General features: G+C 37.1%; 15 protein-coding genes. All 15 read left to right on the top strand.

Going from position 1 to position 16420, the window contains the following annotated elements; all coding sequences use genetic code 11:
• Positions 1-7 precede the first annotated feature (7 nt).
• The 15 genes from IV87_RS00075 (at position 8) to IV87_RS00005 (ending at position 16235) form a co-directional block, all read left to right on the top strand.
• Positions 8-322: a PTS fructose transporter subunit IIB gene (locus IV87_RS00075; RefSeq protein WP_057804868.1), complete on the top strand. Its 315-nt coding sequence runs from the start codon at positions 8-10 to the stop codon at positions 320-322.
• 15 nt (positions 323-337) lie between these two features.
• Entirely contained in the window at positions 338-1375 is a 1038-nt protein-coding gene (locus IV87_RS00070; RefSeq protein ID WP_057804867.1) for a PTS fructose transporter subunit IIC, read from the top strand.
• 2 nt (positions 1376-1377) lie between these two features.
• Positions 1378-3993: a glycoside hydrolase family 38 N-terminal domain-containing protein gene (locus tag IV87_RS00065; RefSeq protein WP_057804866.1), complete on the top strand. Its 2616-nt coding sequence runs from the start codon at positions 1378-1380 to the stop codon at positions 3991-3993.
• A 263-nt stretch (positions 3994-4256) separates the two neighbouring features.
• Entirely contained in the window at positions 4257-6209 is a 1953-nt protein-coding gene (locus IV87_RS00060; RefSeq protein WP_057804865.1) for a BglG family transcription antiterminator, read from the top strand.
• Position 6210: 1 nt separating this feature from the next.
• Positions 6211-6672, top strand: a complete 462-nt coding sequence (locus IV87_RS00055) for a PTS sugar transporter subunit IIA (RefSeq protein WP_057804864.1) — start codon at positions 6211-6213, stop codon at positions 6670-6672.
• Between the two features lie 23 nt (positions 6673-6695).
• Entirely contained in the window at positions 6696-8138 is a 1443-nt protein-coding gene (locus IV87_RS00050) for a PTS fructose transporter subunit IIC (RefSeq protein ID WP_057805005.1), read from the top strand.
• 274 nt (positions 8139-8412) lie between these two features.
• Complete coding sequence (locus tag IV87_RS00045; protein ID WP_074693801.1) at positions 8413-9210, top strand: DUF1828 domain-containing protein; 798 nt, start codon at positions 8413-8415, stop codon at positions 9208-9210.
• Positions 9211-9424: 214 nt separating this feature from the next.
• Positions 9425-9760: a hypothetical protein gene (locus IV87_RS00040; protein WP_236698945.1), complete on the top strand. Its 336-nt coding sequence runs from the start codon at positions 9425-9427 to the stop codon at positions 9758-9760.
• A 35-nt stretch (positions 9761-9795) separates the two neighbouring features.
• Positions 9796-10359, top strand: a complete 564-nt coding sequence (locus IV87_RS00035) for a helix-turn-helix domain-containing protein (protein ID WP_057804861.1) — start codon at positions 9796-9798, stop codon at positions 10357-10359.
• On the top strand, positions 10359-10769 hold the full coding sequence (locus IV87_RS00030) for a protein-export chaperone SecB (protein WP_057804860.1): 411 nt from the start codon (positions 10359-10361) through the stop codon (positions 10767-10769). The genes IV87_RS00035 and IV87_RS00030 overlap by 1 nt, the downstream gene beginning before the upstream one ends.
• Before the next feature lie 365 nt (positions 10770-11134).
• Entirely contained in the window at positions 11135-11371 is a 237-nt protein-coding gene (locus tag IV87_RS00025; RefSeq protein WP_057804859.1) for a hypothetical protein, read from the top strand.
• Between the two features lie 41 nt (positions 11372-11412).
• On the top strand, positions 11413-12600 hold the full coding sequence (locus IV87_RS00020; RefSeq protein WP_057805004.1) for a galactokinase: 1188 nt from the start codon (positions 11413-11415) through the stop codon (positions 12598-12600).
• A complete protein-coding gene (locus IV87_RS00015) occupies positions 12597-14084 on the top strand; it encodes a UDP-glucose--hexose-1-phosphate uridylyltransferase (protein ID WP_057804858.1) in 1488 nt (495 codons plus the stop codon). The genes IV87_RS00020 and IV87_RS00015 overlap by 4 nt, the downstream gene beginning before the upstream one ends.
• 84 nt (positions 14085-14168) lie before the next feature.
• Positions 14169-14618 carry a universal stress protein gene (locus tag IV87_RS00010; RefSeq protein WP_057804857.1) on the top strand — a complete coding sequence of 150 codons (450 nt, stop codon included), beginning with the start codon at positions 14169-14171 and terminating at the stop codon, positions 14616-14618.
• An 81-nt stretch (positions 14619-14699) separates the two neighbouring features.
• Positions 14700-16235: a multicopper oxidase family protein gene (locus IV87_RS00005; RefSeq protein WP_057804856.1), complete on the top strand. Its 1536-nt coding sequence runs from the start codon at positions 14700-14702 to the stop codon at positions 16233-16235.
• The last annotated feature ends 185 nt before the right edge of the window (positions 16236-16420 follow it).

The following is a 16420-nucleotide window of genomic DNA, read 5'->3' as shown; positions in this document are numbered from 1 at the left end:
GTTTATCATGGCAAAAAAAATTGTGGCTGTTACAGCTTGTATCGCAGGTATTGCCCATACTTATATGGCGGCCGAAAATCTAAAGAAGTTCGCTAAAAAAGAGGGTTATGACATTAAGGTTGAAACGCAAGGTGCAATGGGAGTTGAGAACCGACTTTCACAATCTGAAATTGATGCTGCAGACGTTGTCATTTTCGCAGTAGATACTAATGTTCAGGAACCAGATCGTTTTGAAGGAAAGAAGACTTTAAAGGTTGGAACATCTGAAGTAGTTAAGGATGGTAAATCAGCAATTGATCAGGCAATTGCACTGATAAATTAAAGGGAAGTGAAAATAATGAATTGGAAAAAATTTGGTAAAGAGTTAGCCAATCATTTTCAAACTGGTGTTTCATATATGATCCCACTGGTTACTGCAGCCGGATTATTAACATCAATTGCGGTAATTTTTGGCGGGACAAATGTTTGGAACCAAACAAGTAATATCTGGGGGAACCTCAGATTGTTAGGTCAAACTGGATTAGGATTTATTCCAGTAATTATTGCAGCTTATATTTCGTATTCTATTGCTGATCGACCGGGACTAGCACCAGCATTCATTGTTGGTTTGGTTGCATCATCAATGGGAACTGGATTTTTAGGTGGTATGTTGGTCGGGCTATTAGTTGGATATTTAGTTCAATGGCTAAAAAAGATTCCAATGCCAGCAAATTTAACAGCTGTAAAGTCACTAATTGTGATTCCATTTTTAGCCACTTTAGTGGTAGGCCTATTCCTGATTTATGTTGTTGGAGATCCGATTAAGGCAATGACGGTTGCCCTAACAGCTTGGTTAAAAGGGATGAGTGGTGCTAATGCAGTTCTATTAGCTGCTCTTCTTGGTGGAATGATGGCTGTTGATATGGGAGGCCCAATCAACAAAATTGCTTATGCGTTTGGAATGGCTGCCTTTACATCTGGTGGTTATCAAGCAAGTACTGCAATGTTGATGGCAATTGGTATTCCACCGTTAGGTATGTTTGTTGCAACGTTACTTGGTGGTAAAAAATTATACAGTGATGCTGAAATTGAAAGTGGTCGTTCAGCATTGGTAATGGGAATTGTTGGAATTACGGAAGGAACGATTCCATTTGCGGTTGCTGATCCAGTTCGAGTTATTCCAAGCATTATTGTTGGAACAGCAGCTGGTTGTGCAACGAACGCCTTGTTTGGAACTTATCAAAAGACGGCACTTTCAACGGTCATGGCAATTCCGTTTTCATCAAATGTGATTCTTTATACCGTTGCTATCTTAGTTGGTGTCATCATTACGGCACTATTAGTAAACTTCTTAAAGAGATTTACGCGACATAACTCAGAAGCGAAAGAAGGGTAATTATGACTCAGACGAATCTCGTTAACCATACTCATTGGGATCGAGAATGGTATTTTACAACTATGGATGCTTTGGTATTGAGCGATCAACTGTTTACCGAGGTTCTAGATGAGTTGGAAAAACATCCAGAAGCCAATTTCTGTTTGGATGGGCAGATTTCAGTTGTTGATGAGTATGTAGAAATTCATCCGGAAGCAAAGAAGCGTATTCAAATGCTAGTTAAAGGGGGACGTTTGTTTGTTGGACCATGGTATACGCAAACAGATGCCTTGATACCAGATACAGAGTCCATTTTAAGAAACTTGATTATTGGGGTCAATGATACTAGAGAAAAGTATGGACAACCAATGATGGTGGGCTATTTGCCAGATACTTTTGGGTTCAATGCACAATTACCAACAATTTTGCATCAAGTTGGGATTGATAACTTTGTTTTTTGGCGAGGAACTAATTTCAGAACACAAATGAACTCAGTGTACTTTAAATGGCAGGGACTTTCTGGAAAAGATGTATATGCAGCTAATTTTCCATTTGGTTATTTCACAGCACAAATTGATGTGGAATCAAAGAAAAATCTTAAAGAGTTTGTGGATAAACGATTTGACCCAGCGGCTGACTTTGAAGCAACCCACGCTAAAAATACAGATGTTTTAATGCCTTCTGGAATTGATCAAATGAATATTATAAAAAATATTCATCAAACCATTTCGGATCTCAACAAATTAAGTAAGAATCATACCGTAATTAGTTCTTATCCGAAATTTATTGATAAGTTAAGGCAACGTACAGATCTACCAACCTATCAAGGTGAATTACGTTTACCAACATATGCGCGAGTTCATCGAACCATTGGGTCAGTTAGACACCAAATTAAAACGGACAACTTTTATTTGGAACAAAAGATTTTACGAAGAGTTGAACCTTTAATGGTAATTGCCCATAAAAATGGACTTAACATTGGTACTGGTTTGCTGATTAAGCTTTGGAAGAAACTTTTAGAATGTCAAGCTCATGATACATTAGGTGGAAGTGTTTCCGATAATGTTGCGGTGGACATCAAACATCGGTTTAAAGAGGCCAATGAAATTGCCGATGGAATTGAAAATATGATCAAAAAGAAATTGGCTGAATTCCTCAACTTGGGTGACCATGATGTGCTTGTGTTTAATACGGATCCTTTTAAATTTAGTGGTAAGAAAATTATCAGTCTTACAACTAGTTCAAAAAATATAGAGTTTGATGGATTAGAGCGGCCCGTCATTATTGAGAGTAAACATTATCCAGTACGTCACCATATTCTGATGATGACGCCTCGTGGCCAAGAGTATACGGATGAACCCGAGTATTATGAATTAAAGTTTGAAGGGAACATTGAGTTGCCAGCCCTTGGATATAAAGTCATTCATTTCAATGAAGGCAAGCAACCTGCTGCTGAGTTATTAATCAATTCCGATTCCAATAAAAAAAATGAAATTCAGTTTGAAAATCAGAGATTGAATTTTGTAAATGGGACTATTAATTATTCAAATCAAGAATGCCAAATAACCGATGCTATTCAATTGTTGGATTCGGGTAATGATGGGGATACGTATGATTATTCACCTTTGGGTGGAGATCATGAACGTGCACTTGATTTTCAGAATGCTCAAGTTGAAGAGATTAATGGCAAAGTAGCGGTTCTGATTGTCAAAGGAACCAGTAAGTTACCATTGCATTTGGAAGATCGCGTGGCTACAAATCCACAATATCAAGCGGTGAGTTATACCTTACGTTTGTCCTTTGATGAACAAGGTTTAATAGAAGGAAAATTAGATTTTGATAACCAAGTTTATTCGCATCGACTGCGATTAAAATTAAATCCTCAAATTAAAAATGCTAAAACGATTGCTCATATTCAAGATGGTTTTGTGCAAACAACCAATCATAAAATTAGTGATGATTGGGAAAAAGAATTTGTTGAAAAGCCAGTGAATATCTATAGCTTTGATAAAACTGTTTCCATTGTGGGAGAAAATAAACACATGACTTTTCTTGGCAAAGGTATGAAAGAGTATGAAGCCAAGAATAATGGTTTGTACGTCACCTTAATGGCTACAACAGGGCAGTTGGGCAAACCTAATTTAGCTTGGCGACCCGGTCGTGCATCAGGAGATACAACTAATCAAGGGCATGTGATGATGGCGACTCCATTAGCAGAAGAGTTGGGTCAAAATCGGTTTGAATTTGCTTTATCGTTTGCAGAAAAGAAATTTTCGGAACACGAGACAAGCATGTTGATGCATAGATGGTTATCGCCTTCAATCTCTTATCAAATGCAGAAATTAAATCTTTTTATTAATCGTTTGGATAACAAGATTTGGCCAACAGAGGATAATCCAGTCATTCCAGATTCATTTTCATTGTTGGAAATCCAGGATTTATTGGTAGCAGCAGTTTATCCTTCGTACTTAGATGCAGATGCCTATATTGTGAGAATCCAAAATCCAACTAAACAAATAGTAAAAATCCCAGAGGATCTATTGAGTAAAGCAGACGTTGTTAATGCTTTAGAGGAACCAATTCAGTCTGATGGGACGATTGGAAAGTATGACATGATTACACTCAAATTTAAATATTAAGCTGTCGATGGTAAAAGGTATATAAGTAGTACCTAAAAATCGTTTACAAGAATAAAAATTTCTTGTAAACGATTTTTTTAAAGCAATTTTTTTCGATTAAGGTATAAGTTGTCTGACTTTAAGAATGATTTATAGAATTATTTTGTTTAGCTGGTTCAATTTTTGCAACATTAATCTAGTAAAAGTAAGCGTTTGCAGAAGACGGAACATATTTTATAGTGATATTAAAGTTAAGACGAGAGAGAAGGTGTATTCAAAAGTAAATGAATGAGCGAGAAACGGAAATTATTCGATATATTTTAGTACAAGGGAAAACTCATTATGAAGAGATTGCAGCACATATGAATCTTTCCCAACGGACAATTGCTAATGTGTTAGATCAAGTTGAGCCAGCAATAAAAAAATTAGGAGTGCAGTTAATTCGACGACCTAATGATGGCATATATTTTACAGGAAAACTTGATAAATTACGGAAGTCATTAAGTTTAACTTCAGCAACTGATTTTCAATCTAAAGGAGGTCGTCAACGACATATATTATTCAAGTTATTATTGAACTCCATGCCCTACACCCTTCAAGGACTGGCAGATGAGTTGTTTGTAAGTCGAAGTACAGTAGAAAATGACTTCTTAATTGTTCGAAAAAAGCTAACTAGTTTAGGAATTGGTGTTGAGATTAGCCACCAAGGTATTAATATTTCTGCAAATGAGGATCAACGACGAGAGGCGATTGCGGAACTCATCAGTCAATATTGGGGTCAAGAGATTTATGCAGAACATGAACACGGCCAATTAATAAGAACCATTAACTTACCACCAAAATTACAGCAATTATTTTCAAAATATATTATTTCACTAGTAATGGATACACTGACAGAGTTTATTGAAAAAAGTCATTTAATTTTTTCGGATTATGAATTTCAATCATTAGCTATCCATCTCATGATTGCATTAGAGAGAATAAACAATTCTTCAATAGATAGTAAAAAACTAGTCAGGTTGGGAAAAAACACAAAGTTATTAAACGAAACGAAGCTTTTGGTGACAATTCTTGAACGTCGTTATCAACATTCAATTCCAATGGTTGAACAAAGATATCTTAATTTGCATATTGTGGCCGCCATGCATAAAAAAATTTCTCTGGCAGACGTAAAAGAGCAACCTAATCTGCAGAAAGATGATAGTGATTTTAAGAATGTTTCTGTTTTTTTGAAAAAAAGATTAGTAAATATTCATCCGGATAAGGAACTTTTGGAGGGTTTGTCTCTTCATCTAGCATCGACAATTAAAAGATTAAAAGTTGGACTTAATATTTATAACCCCTATACAAAAGAAATTCGCCGAAATTTGCCAGAAGCCTTTGATGCAGCAGTTGAGTTACAAGCAGATCTGCAAACAAAGTATGAAATTATTTTGAATGATGATGAATTAGCTTTTATTGCGTTACATTTTGAGTCTTTTTATGAACGGCATTTATCCGATAAACGATTAAGAGTTGTGGTGGTTTGTAGCAGTGGTATTGGGACCTCACAACTTCTAGCACAACGACTAGAAACAAGATTTAATAAGACACTTCAAGTTAACAGAGTTACTACGGTAGCAGATTTGTTTAATTCAAAGCTAACGGAGGATTTGGTTATTAGTACAATTCCAATTAGCAATATAGAAAAACCAGTTATTTGTGTAGGACCATTGTTAGAACCCAATGACATACAAGTAATTCAATCTGAAATTAAGCAATTACAAAAAAATACACAATCACATAATCCTTTTTTTGATTTTTTGAAACCCGAACTTATTTTGATTAAAGATCAATCAGAAGATTATCAGCAAACCATGGAGACAATAACACAAGCGTTAATAAATGGAAAGTATATCAAAAATGTAAAGGAAGTCTTAAAAGCTGTTGATCAACGTGAAGAGTTGGCAAGTACGGCAATGGAACGATTTGCGCTCCCCCATGTGAGTCCAAAATTAATTGAGAAATCGGCTCTGGTTTTATTAATTAGTAAAAAACCAATTTTATGGAAGAAAAGTGAAGTTAACTTTATTTTCTTTATTGGATTAAATAATGAAGTAAAAGGAAAGATGCGTGACATCTTTAAGTTAATCAATGCAATTATTGATGATCATCAGTTGCAAGGTAGGTTATTAAAGGCACAGCAAGAACAACAGGTTATTAAAATATTAAAAGAATGGAATAAGGGAGGACTTTAAAGTGAAAGAGTTTGATTTAAATAATATTTTTACGGATGTTTCGATAACTGGGAATAAAAATGATGCTTTGAAAAAAATGGCAGAGCTCTTTGCACACGAAAACGGTATAGATGCTAAAGCGTTAGTGCAAGGCTTCGAAGCGCGTGAAAAGGAAAGTACAACAGGATTTGGAAATGGGGTTGCAATTCCCCATGCCAAAATTAATGGACTCCAGCAACCAGTCGTTGGTATTGTGACGTTCACACAACCAATCGAATGGGAATCACTGGATGAAGAACCTGTAGAAATTGCGATTGCATTAATTATGCCTCTAGACGATCCCAATAAGGAGCATTTGACTGTGTTGTCAAAGTTAGCTAGAAAATTGATGGACGATGAATTTATTAAAGACCTTCAGAATGGTCGACATGATGCAAAAAAATTGTATGAAGTAGTCACAAATGCGATTGAATTCAAAGCATAAAAAATGAAAGGCAGTGAATGAGTATGGCAAGTTTTGTAGGTGTTACAAAATGTCCAGTAGGTATTGCTCATACCTATATGGCAGCAGAAAAATTACAAAAAGCTGGTGAAGCAAAAGGATATACTGTAAAGGTTGAAACACAGGGTGCTCAGGGAAACGAAAATGAATTAACTGATGCAGATATTAAAGATGCAGACTTTGTTGTTTTGGCAATAGATGTTGCTATTGAGGGAATGAACCGCTTTATTGGTAAAAAAGTATTATTAGCCTCAACGGCAAACGCTATTAAAGATTCAGATAAATTAATAATAGATGCTCAGAAAGCTAAAGTTTACACTGGCGAGAAAAAATCTGCTGAAAAACAAGAAGAACAGACTGAAGAAAATGATGAACATAAACAAAGCCCAATCGTACAGCAATTATTGAATGGTGTTTCGCATATGATTCCGTTTGTAGTTGTTGGTGGCTTATTTATTGCGTTAGCGACTACCTTTGGTGCACATCCAACTAGTGCGGGAATGGTGATTGCACCACATACTGTTTGGAATGCGATGAACCAAATTGGTACGATTGGATTTACCTTAATGATTCCAATTTTAGCTGGCTATATTGCTTATGCAATTTCTGGGCGTGCAGCATTAGCCCCGGCCATGATTAGCGCGATGGTTGCTAACACACCAGCTATTTTAGGTACTAAAGCCGGTACTGGTTTTATTGGCGCAATTGTTGTTGGCTTTGCTGCAGGATATTTAGTTAAATGGTTTAATTCATGGAAAATACCGCAAAGTATTCGCCCAGTAATGCCAATCTTCGTGATTCCTTTGTTAGGTACCGGAATTATTACGGCCGGATTTATTCTAATTTTAGGAGCACCGATTGCTTGGTTAATGACTTCATTGGAGAGCTTATTAAACTTCTTGTCAAAGGATCCATCAACAAGTATCGTTTTGGGATTAGTTTTAGGTGCGATGGTTGCCGTTGATATGGGTGGTGCCATTAATAAAGTTGCCTTCTTGTTTGGTGTTGCTTCCATTACGGCCGGTCATCCACAGATTATGGGAGCAGTGGCATGTGCCATTGCGGTTCCACCACTATCAGTCGGATTGGCAACATTTATTCGAAGAGATTTAAATACAGAGGAAGAAAAAACTGCTGGGATTGCAGCCATATTGATGGGATTGATAGGTATTACAGAAGGCGCAATTCCATTTGCCACTGCTAATCCAAAGCATGTATTTCCAAGTATCATTATTGGTTCTGCCGTTGCATCAGCAGTTGGGATGATATTTGGTATCACGGATGCTGTACCTCATGGTGGTCCAATTGTCGGTGTCTTGGGTGCAACTAATAATATTGGCTTGTTCTTCGTTGCCATTTTATGCGGGATTGCAGTTTCAACAGCAATGCTGGCATTCTTCAAGATCCGTAAAGATAATAAAGAAAAAGCTAAGGTCAAAGCAGCATAATTATTCGTTAAATGAATAATTTTAAACATGGAAAATTTCTGTAATTGTTTCTTAATTGCAGAAATTTTTTGCTTGTTGAAGTAAATTCTGACTTACCCTGCGACATTGTTTGCTATATGAATAACGGCTGTACGGTTTTTCAATTTAATAAAAATTTTTACTGAAATTGACAAGATGAACTATACTCATATTTAAGTAGACAAACAATAATTAAAACTTGTGTAACTTGTAAAAAGTTTGTTCAGTTAAAATGACGAAAGGAGATAATTCAATTATGGATGTGAGTTTGAATGCTGAAAGACTCAGTGAACAGTATTTTTCTTGGTATAAGAATAATACTGACTTTAAACAGGTAAATAAAAATATTATTCAAATTAATTTGCCTTTCACTGACAACTTTGCAGATGAATTAACAATTTATGCGGTGAGTTTACCAGATGGCAGAATTAAGGTAACCGATGATGGATGGACTGTTAATAATCTTGAAAGTGTTGGCGTATCAATAAGTCATTCGCCAACACGAAAAAAATTGTTTGAGACTCAATTGCGTGCATATGGTGTCACAAGTACAGCTAGTGAATTGTCGATTACCGCAGATGTGGCTCACTTTTCAGAAGCTAAACACCGTTTGCTTCAGGGAATGTTATTTGTGAATGATATGTTTATGTTGAAAAAACAGTACACAACTAATTATTTTATTGATGATGTTAATTCGTTCTTTGAGGAAAATAATATTCGCACAATTAAAAACGTTTCGTATATGGGGAGTAGTGGGCTTTCACATAAATTTGAGTTTTCGATTCCTGGAATTCGTAATATTCCTACGCGACTTATTAAAACAATGACGAATGCCAATAATTCGATGTTTGCGATGGCTATTCTTGCTAATGTGGAGCAAACCGAAAAAATTATGCAGCAGCGTACGCGTTTTTATGTTTTTCTGAACGATTTGAACCGTGAAAAACAACAACATTCTGTGAGTCAGGATGTCGTTAATTTATTTGAACAGAATCGAATTAAGGTTGTTCGCTTTAGTGAACGGGAAAGCTATACGGCAGAATTGGCAGAATAATTTTTTTAAGAAAATGATTTGAATGAAGGCAGGATCAGAAATGATTCTGTTTTTTATTTTTTTAAAACTCAGCCCATTATTATGCGTATCAGTATTATGTAGGTATTTTGCTGTTAGTGAGTAAATAAAAACTGTTATTTAAATGCAATTTGTTTTTTGTGAGAAACAGAAGTGCTAAAATGAAATTGAAAAGGTAATTCACATTTTGAAAAAAGTGGACGAAATTAAACGCGAATTAAAAAATATTCAAAGTAGAAGATCCAAATGGTTGATGAGTAATCGCAGGAAAAATATTCATTCTCTTTTTAATTTGGGAATTAACCCAGAGATTGCGTTGGATGAAATATACACAAATTTAAGTTGGAAAAATTATATTGCTGGACCGGAGATTGACGATCATTATCCGCCAATCCCTGGTGCAATCTGGATTTTTGGGCTTAGAATTTTAGAAACGCCTTGTTATCTTAAATTTCAAGATCGACCAAATGGAGTTGTTTTTTGGATATCAGTACATGAAGCAAAATATCCATTAAATTTTCCCTATCTCTAGTGGTTAGTGAACGGTCTTGAAAAAAAGAGGATTTTATGAAAGAAAAAAATTTTTTCAATCCAGAAAAAGGAATCGAAGAACTATATATTGAAAAGTGGATTCCAGAAATAGTAAAAGTTAGAGATATTGATGATTTGCTTGTTATCAACCATTATTGGCAAGATGCTGAAGGTGAACTGTGGAATGATTTCGATCACCCAAATGAAAACTTTGTCAGAACTTTTGATGCTTATAGGGAGCGTAAGGGGTTTATGCAGCCTTCTCAAATTTGTGAACTACGCAAGCAACTTCATTTAAGTGTTAGAGAATTCGCGAAACGATTGGGTATTAGTTATTCGACAGTTTCACAAATCGAGAATAATCAACGTATTCAAGTTCTCTATCAAGAGAACTTATTTGAACACGCTAAAAAAGAATTTGAAACCACAGGTGAATTGCCAGACCATGCAGATAAAAATAGTCAAATTACGGCTAGGCTGAATTTCAGTACGAGTGGGACACCATTTTATATTTCGCATAATTCATATATAAGTGAAGAACATTGTCAATCGAAATCAAACGAATTTCGCGTTATTGAAACTTTAGGAGATGGTATCTAATGAGTGTTTTAACGTTTAATGGTTATACAGTGAAAAAGATGAACTATGAGCGTAATGACAACTATAAAAAAACACAAAATAAAATGATTTTGAGCCCGAAACTAAGCGTTAAAAATCGTGTTTATGGAGATCAAATTAGAATTGTGTTAACTGTGGTTGTAGGGTCACTGACGAAGCCGAATGTGCCATTTAAGGTATCATGTAGTGTAGAAGGAAGCTTCATTTATAATGTTGGCGAGGATAGTAAGCATACTGGATTAAACTCGCTTTTAGAAGAAAATTGTACGGCAATTCTCTATCCATATGTCCGTGCGTTGGTTGCAACATTAACTAATTCATCAAATGAATTTCCTGGTTATAATATGCCGACAGTTAACGTCGCAAGTGTTTTAAAAGAGGACGCTAAATAATAATAATACCGGCCAATATTTTATGGTGACTTCGCTAAGTATTCCTAGTATGCCCAGGGCAACTCATTTTCTGACGCTGCATACTGAGCAGAAGATGCAATTGCAACTAGTGATAACGATCCTTAAGTACAAAAACTTCGTAAATGAAAACTGGTTTTGACTGATTGCCTCACATACATTATAAGGTCAAGACGCTGATGTATTAGAATCAAGCAGCATCAAAAAAGGCAGTTAAAATTAGTTCAAAAATCTCAGTAATTACCATTTTGGTAAATTTACTGAGATTTTTTATTTGTTTTTTCCATGATTAGATTTGCAGATATGATATCATTAACCTATGAAAGTCATGAAAGGGGTTTTATCAATTGAAACAATTTGAAATTAAACTATCTTATGAAAATGGTCGCGTCATTACATTCTATCGGGAATTCGCTAATATCGAGGAAGCAGAAGAAGACGTTTTGGCTCATATTTCATCCGGTTCAACCATCAAATTCAATGAACAAGGTGCAGTTGGTATGTTGTCATTTCGTGGCGCACTTAGTTATTTAATTACACAAAAAGATCGTCCTGAAGATGTAGAAGCCATTACCTGGAACTAATTAAATGGTTTAGAAAAGAGGCTAATTGAATGAGTACAAAAATTTCTATCGAAACTTTAGAAAACGGTTACAAAGCTATTTTTAAAGAACAACCAGCTCGTTTTTATTTTGCTCCGGGCCGAATTAATTTAATCGGGGAACACACTGATTATAATGGTGGTCGCGTATTTCCTTGTGCAATCAGTTTAGGCACCTTTGCCGCGGTAAAACCGCGTACAGATAATGAATTCCACTTATATTCGGAAAACTTTGCGGAACAGGGCATTCAAGTTTTAACTTTAGGAACCGCAGAAATTCAAGAAAAAGTTGGTAATTTATGGACAAACTATCCTAAAGGGATGTTGCACTATTTAATCGAAACAGGTGCCAAAATTACCACTGGCTTGGATGTTTATATTGTGGGTAATTTACCTGATGGCGCAGGATTATCCTCATCGGCTTCTTTAGAAATGCTGTTTGGCAAAATTTTACAGGATGAATTTCATTTGCAGATCGAACCGATCGACATGGTTAAACAAGGCGTGAAGGTGGAAAACCAGTTTATCGGTCTTAACTCCGGAATTATGGATCAGTTTGCCGTTGAAATGGGCAAAAAGGATAATGCCGTTTTACTGGATACGAATACTTTAAAATATGAACATGTGCCTTTGAAACTGGGTAATCACGTGATTATTATCATGAATACGAATAAACGACGTGAATTGGCAGATTCTAAATATAACGAACATCGCCAAGAATGTGATGAAGCCTTGAAACAGCTTCAAACTGGGATTGATGTCTCAACTTTAGGTGCACTGAATAAAGAAACTTTCGATGAATATGCGTACTTAATTCAAAGCGAGCCACTACTCAAACGCGCACGGCATGCAGTATTTGAGAATCAACGTGTTGGTGAAGCAATGTCCGCACTTAAAAATCAAGATCTAGCTAAGTTTGGTCGTTTAGTAAATGCTTCACACATGTCTTTGCAATATGATTTCGAAGTCACGGGCAAAGAACTGGATACACTAGCACATACAGCTTGGCAGCAACCAGGTGTATTGGGTGCAAGAATGATTGGCGGAGGCTATGGTGGATGCGCCATTGCCCTTGTTGAAAAAAATCAGGTTGAAAACTTTGAAGTTAATGTTGGCAAAGTTTACAAAGAAAAAATTGGGTATGCGGCCGATTTCTACGTTGCTGAGATTGCCGATGGCCCAACGCAATTACAAAGAGGTAACCAAGATTGAAAAATGAACAATCGACTAGTTTAGTTGAACGGTTTGTAACAGAAATTCTTAAAAAGGGTACTTATCATGAATTAGATCGCCGTTACCTAATCAACCGAATCTATGCCATGGTTGGGGAACAACCACTAGAAAAAACGACGACTGTCGGCGATCTGTTACAACTTCAGGATGCCTTAATAGAAACTGCGATTCAGAATCATAAAATTGAAGCTAATCCGACTGATCGAGAAATCTTAGGTGCTGATCTTATGGACTTTATGACGCCGACCCCTTATGAAGTTAATACGAAATTCTGGGATTTGTATCAAAGAAGTCCGCAGACTGCAACGGCCTACTTTTATCAGTTGAGTCGTGATAATGACTACATTAAAACGCGGGCGATTGCTAAAAATATTGAATTTCCGGTGCCGACTGATTATGGTAATTTGGAAATCACAATTAATTTATCCAAACCAGAGAAGGATCCGCGGGCGATTGCTTTGGCTCAGAAAACTGTTTCAACAAGCTATCCGCAATGTCAATTATGTTTGGAAAATGAAGGTTATGAGGGTCGTGTGGGATATCCGGCGCGTGGTAATCATCGAATTGTGCGTTTGCAATTAGATGGGGAGACGTGGGGATTCCAGTATTCTCCTTACGCCTATTTTGCCGAGCACTGTATTTTCATTTCTGAGGTCCACCGTCCAATGCACATTGATCGCACAACATTTCAAAATTTAGTCGCGATCACAAAGCTGTTTCCTGATTATTTTGTGGGCAGTAACGCTGATTTGCCCATTGTCGGTGGGTCAATGTTGAGTCACGATCATTATCAAGGCGGCAAACATGAATTTCCAATGGCCGTTGCTGCAATTGAAAAACCGTTTGAATTGAACGGTTTTACGAATGTGTCGGCTGGAATTGTGAAGTGGCCGATGTCAGTCATTCGTTTAAAGAGTGGATCGGAATCAGCCTTAGTGAGTGCGGCAACCAAAATTCTCAAAGTTTGGCAAAATTATGACGATCCTAAACGTGATATTCGCCATGAAACAAACGGCGAGAAACATCACACGATTACGCCAATTGTGCGTCAACGAGCAGGAAGATTCGAGATGGATTTGGTATTGCGGGATAATCAAACTTCCAAGCAATATCCGGATGGCATTTTTCATCCGCATCAAGATGTGCAGCACATTAAAAAAGAGAACATTGGTTTAATCGAAGTCATGGGCCGCGCAATTTTACCGGCAAGATTAAAGGCTGAGTTGCTTGAGGTTCAACGTTATTTATTGAAAAAGCCCAACGAAATGAAGGTATACCATAAAAAATGGGCCAATCAGTTGCAAGAAAAGTACCAGTTTACTGATGACAACGTTCAAAAAATTGTGGATCAAGAAGTTGGCCGGGTCTTTTTGCGCGTTTTGGAAGATGCAGGGGTCTTTAAGCAAACTACTGATGGCCAGACTGGTTTTATGGAATTTATTCATAAAGTTAATGAGACTTAATATTTGTAAGCCCTTTACTCGTTGAAAAAAACAAAAAATGGTAAAATTAAAGTATCAAATAATAAGATATTGGGGGAATTTTAGATGAGCGAAAGCCGCTTAGATCCGAAACGATTTTCTAAAATATTAGTTGGGGTTGATGATTCCCCAGATGCTCAGTTGGCATTTCGATTTGCGATGAACCGGGCCAAACAGGATAATGCTGAACTTGATATTGTGTCAATCTTGGAACAAGACGATATCAATGTTTATCAGGCACTAAATAAAAATTATATTCGCGACAAACGCAACGATTTGGAAAAACATTTGCAAGGCTATCGAAAAATTGCCGAAGAATTTGGTATTCGCAAGGTAGAAACGTACACAGCCGAAGGGGACGCCGGTGAAACCATCGTTAAAGATGTGATTCCACACGTAAAACCAGACTTGCTGGTAATTGGGTCTTCGTCACGTTCGGGTGTTGCTCGCTACTTTGGTAGCCAAGCTTCCTACATGGCTAAGTATTCACCAGTTTCGGTCTTGGTTATCCGTTAGTTTGAGGTCGCTTGAATTTTAGTTTTTAAGTAGTTAGAATGATTATTAGAAACAAATAATTCTAAAAGAAGGCATAAAATAATGGCAAAGCAAGTTTATAACGATTATTTTTTTGATGAACCAGCATGGAATACGCATGATGGTGGATATGTGCCGCTAGAAGAACCAACGACACCGCAACAAAAGCTTCACGTGCCGGCAGTTTTGCAACCAGATAAAGAAACCGACACGGATATGTATTATACGGTAACGGCTGAAGAGGGCGAAACGCAATTACTACCGGGTCCCAAAACGAAGACGTGGGGCTATAATGGCAGTTTATTGGGTAAAACCATTATCTTCAAACGCGGTAAAACGATTCATATCACGTTAAAAAATGATTTGCATGAGCTCACTACTTTTCACTGGCACGGGTTGAATGTACCAGGGCCTTATATTGATGGTGGTTGCCATGCACCGGTTTATCCAGGTGAATCCAGTGACATTAAATTTGTCTGCAATCAACCGGCAGCGACCCTTTGGCTACACGCACATCCATGTCCATCAACTGCCCAGCAAGTTTGGCATGGTTTAGCAACCCCTGTTGTCGTCCAAGACGAGGTTGAAGCCAAACTGCCATTGCCCCGTAATTACGGCGTGGATGATTTTCCACTAGTTTTACAAGACCGTAATTTCCATGAAGACAACCAATGGGATTACCAAAAAGACTACGATCCAGATGGTGTACAAGGGAAAACACCAATGATTAACGGCACGATTAATCCGTACATTGATGTGACTACTCAGCGAGTGCGTTTACGTGTATTAGATGGCGCTAACCGGCGTGAATTCCGTTTGCATTTTAGTGACGGCCTAGAGTTTGCGCAAGTGGCATCCGATGGCGGTATCATGCCAGAACCCGTTTATTTCACTAAGGTCATGATGACCTGCGCGGAACGTGATGAATTTATTGTCGATTTTGGTAAGTATCAAGATGGCGATGAAGTTGCCTTAATGTCAGATGATGTGCCGCTGGTTCATTTCCGAATCCATGAATTTGCAAAAGATGACACCAAGTTACCTGATCATTTAGTTGATGTTCCTGATTTACCTGTCACTGCCGGAACCAAAACTCGACATGTGGTCATGTCAGGCATGGATGAAGAAGTGGCGATTGATGGTAAGAAGTTTGAAATGCAGCGAATTGATGCCCGTCAAAAAGTTGGCGATGTTGTTTTGTGGGATATCACTAACACCAATGACATGGTTGGGGGAATGATTCATCCGTTCCATATTCATGGCACACAATTCTTAGTGGTTTCGCGAAATGGACACGCCCCATATCCAAATGAGCATGGATGGAAGGACACGGTGAGTGTTAATCCAAACGAGCACGTGCAGATTAAGGTCCGTTTTGAGTATACCGGAGTTTATATGTATCATTGCCATATTATTGAACATGAAGATGGTGGCATGATGGCTCAGATTGAGTCCTATGATCCGCAGCATCCAAAGACTTACAAGTTGATGGATATGGATACGTTGATGAACGCCTTTGCTAAGGAAAATCACGTGGATCCTAAAGATCTTTGGCTTGGTGGTATGGGATCTTATGAAAAAATGGGTATGAAGATGTAGATTTTTTAAAACTTATATCCTTCAAATAAGCTATCGAAAATAAATAATAGCTCGCAGTATCTAAGATTTAGATATTGGAGCTATTATTTTATTTTTAACTAAAGGTTGAAAGCACAAAAACGCATCTCATTGTCTGATATAAAAACGTTCATAGTAACAAAATCAGATTAAATTACCGTCTTCCA

Origin of the sequence: Pediococcus ethanolidurans (assembly GCF_001437405.1) — a bacterium.
Taxonomy (GTDB): domain Bacteria; phylum Bacillota; class Bacilli; order Lactobacillales; family Lactobacillaceae; genus Pediococcus; species Pediococcus ethanolidurans.
This window is presented reverse-complemented; position numbering and strand designations above follow the sequence as displayed.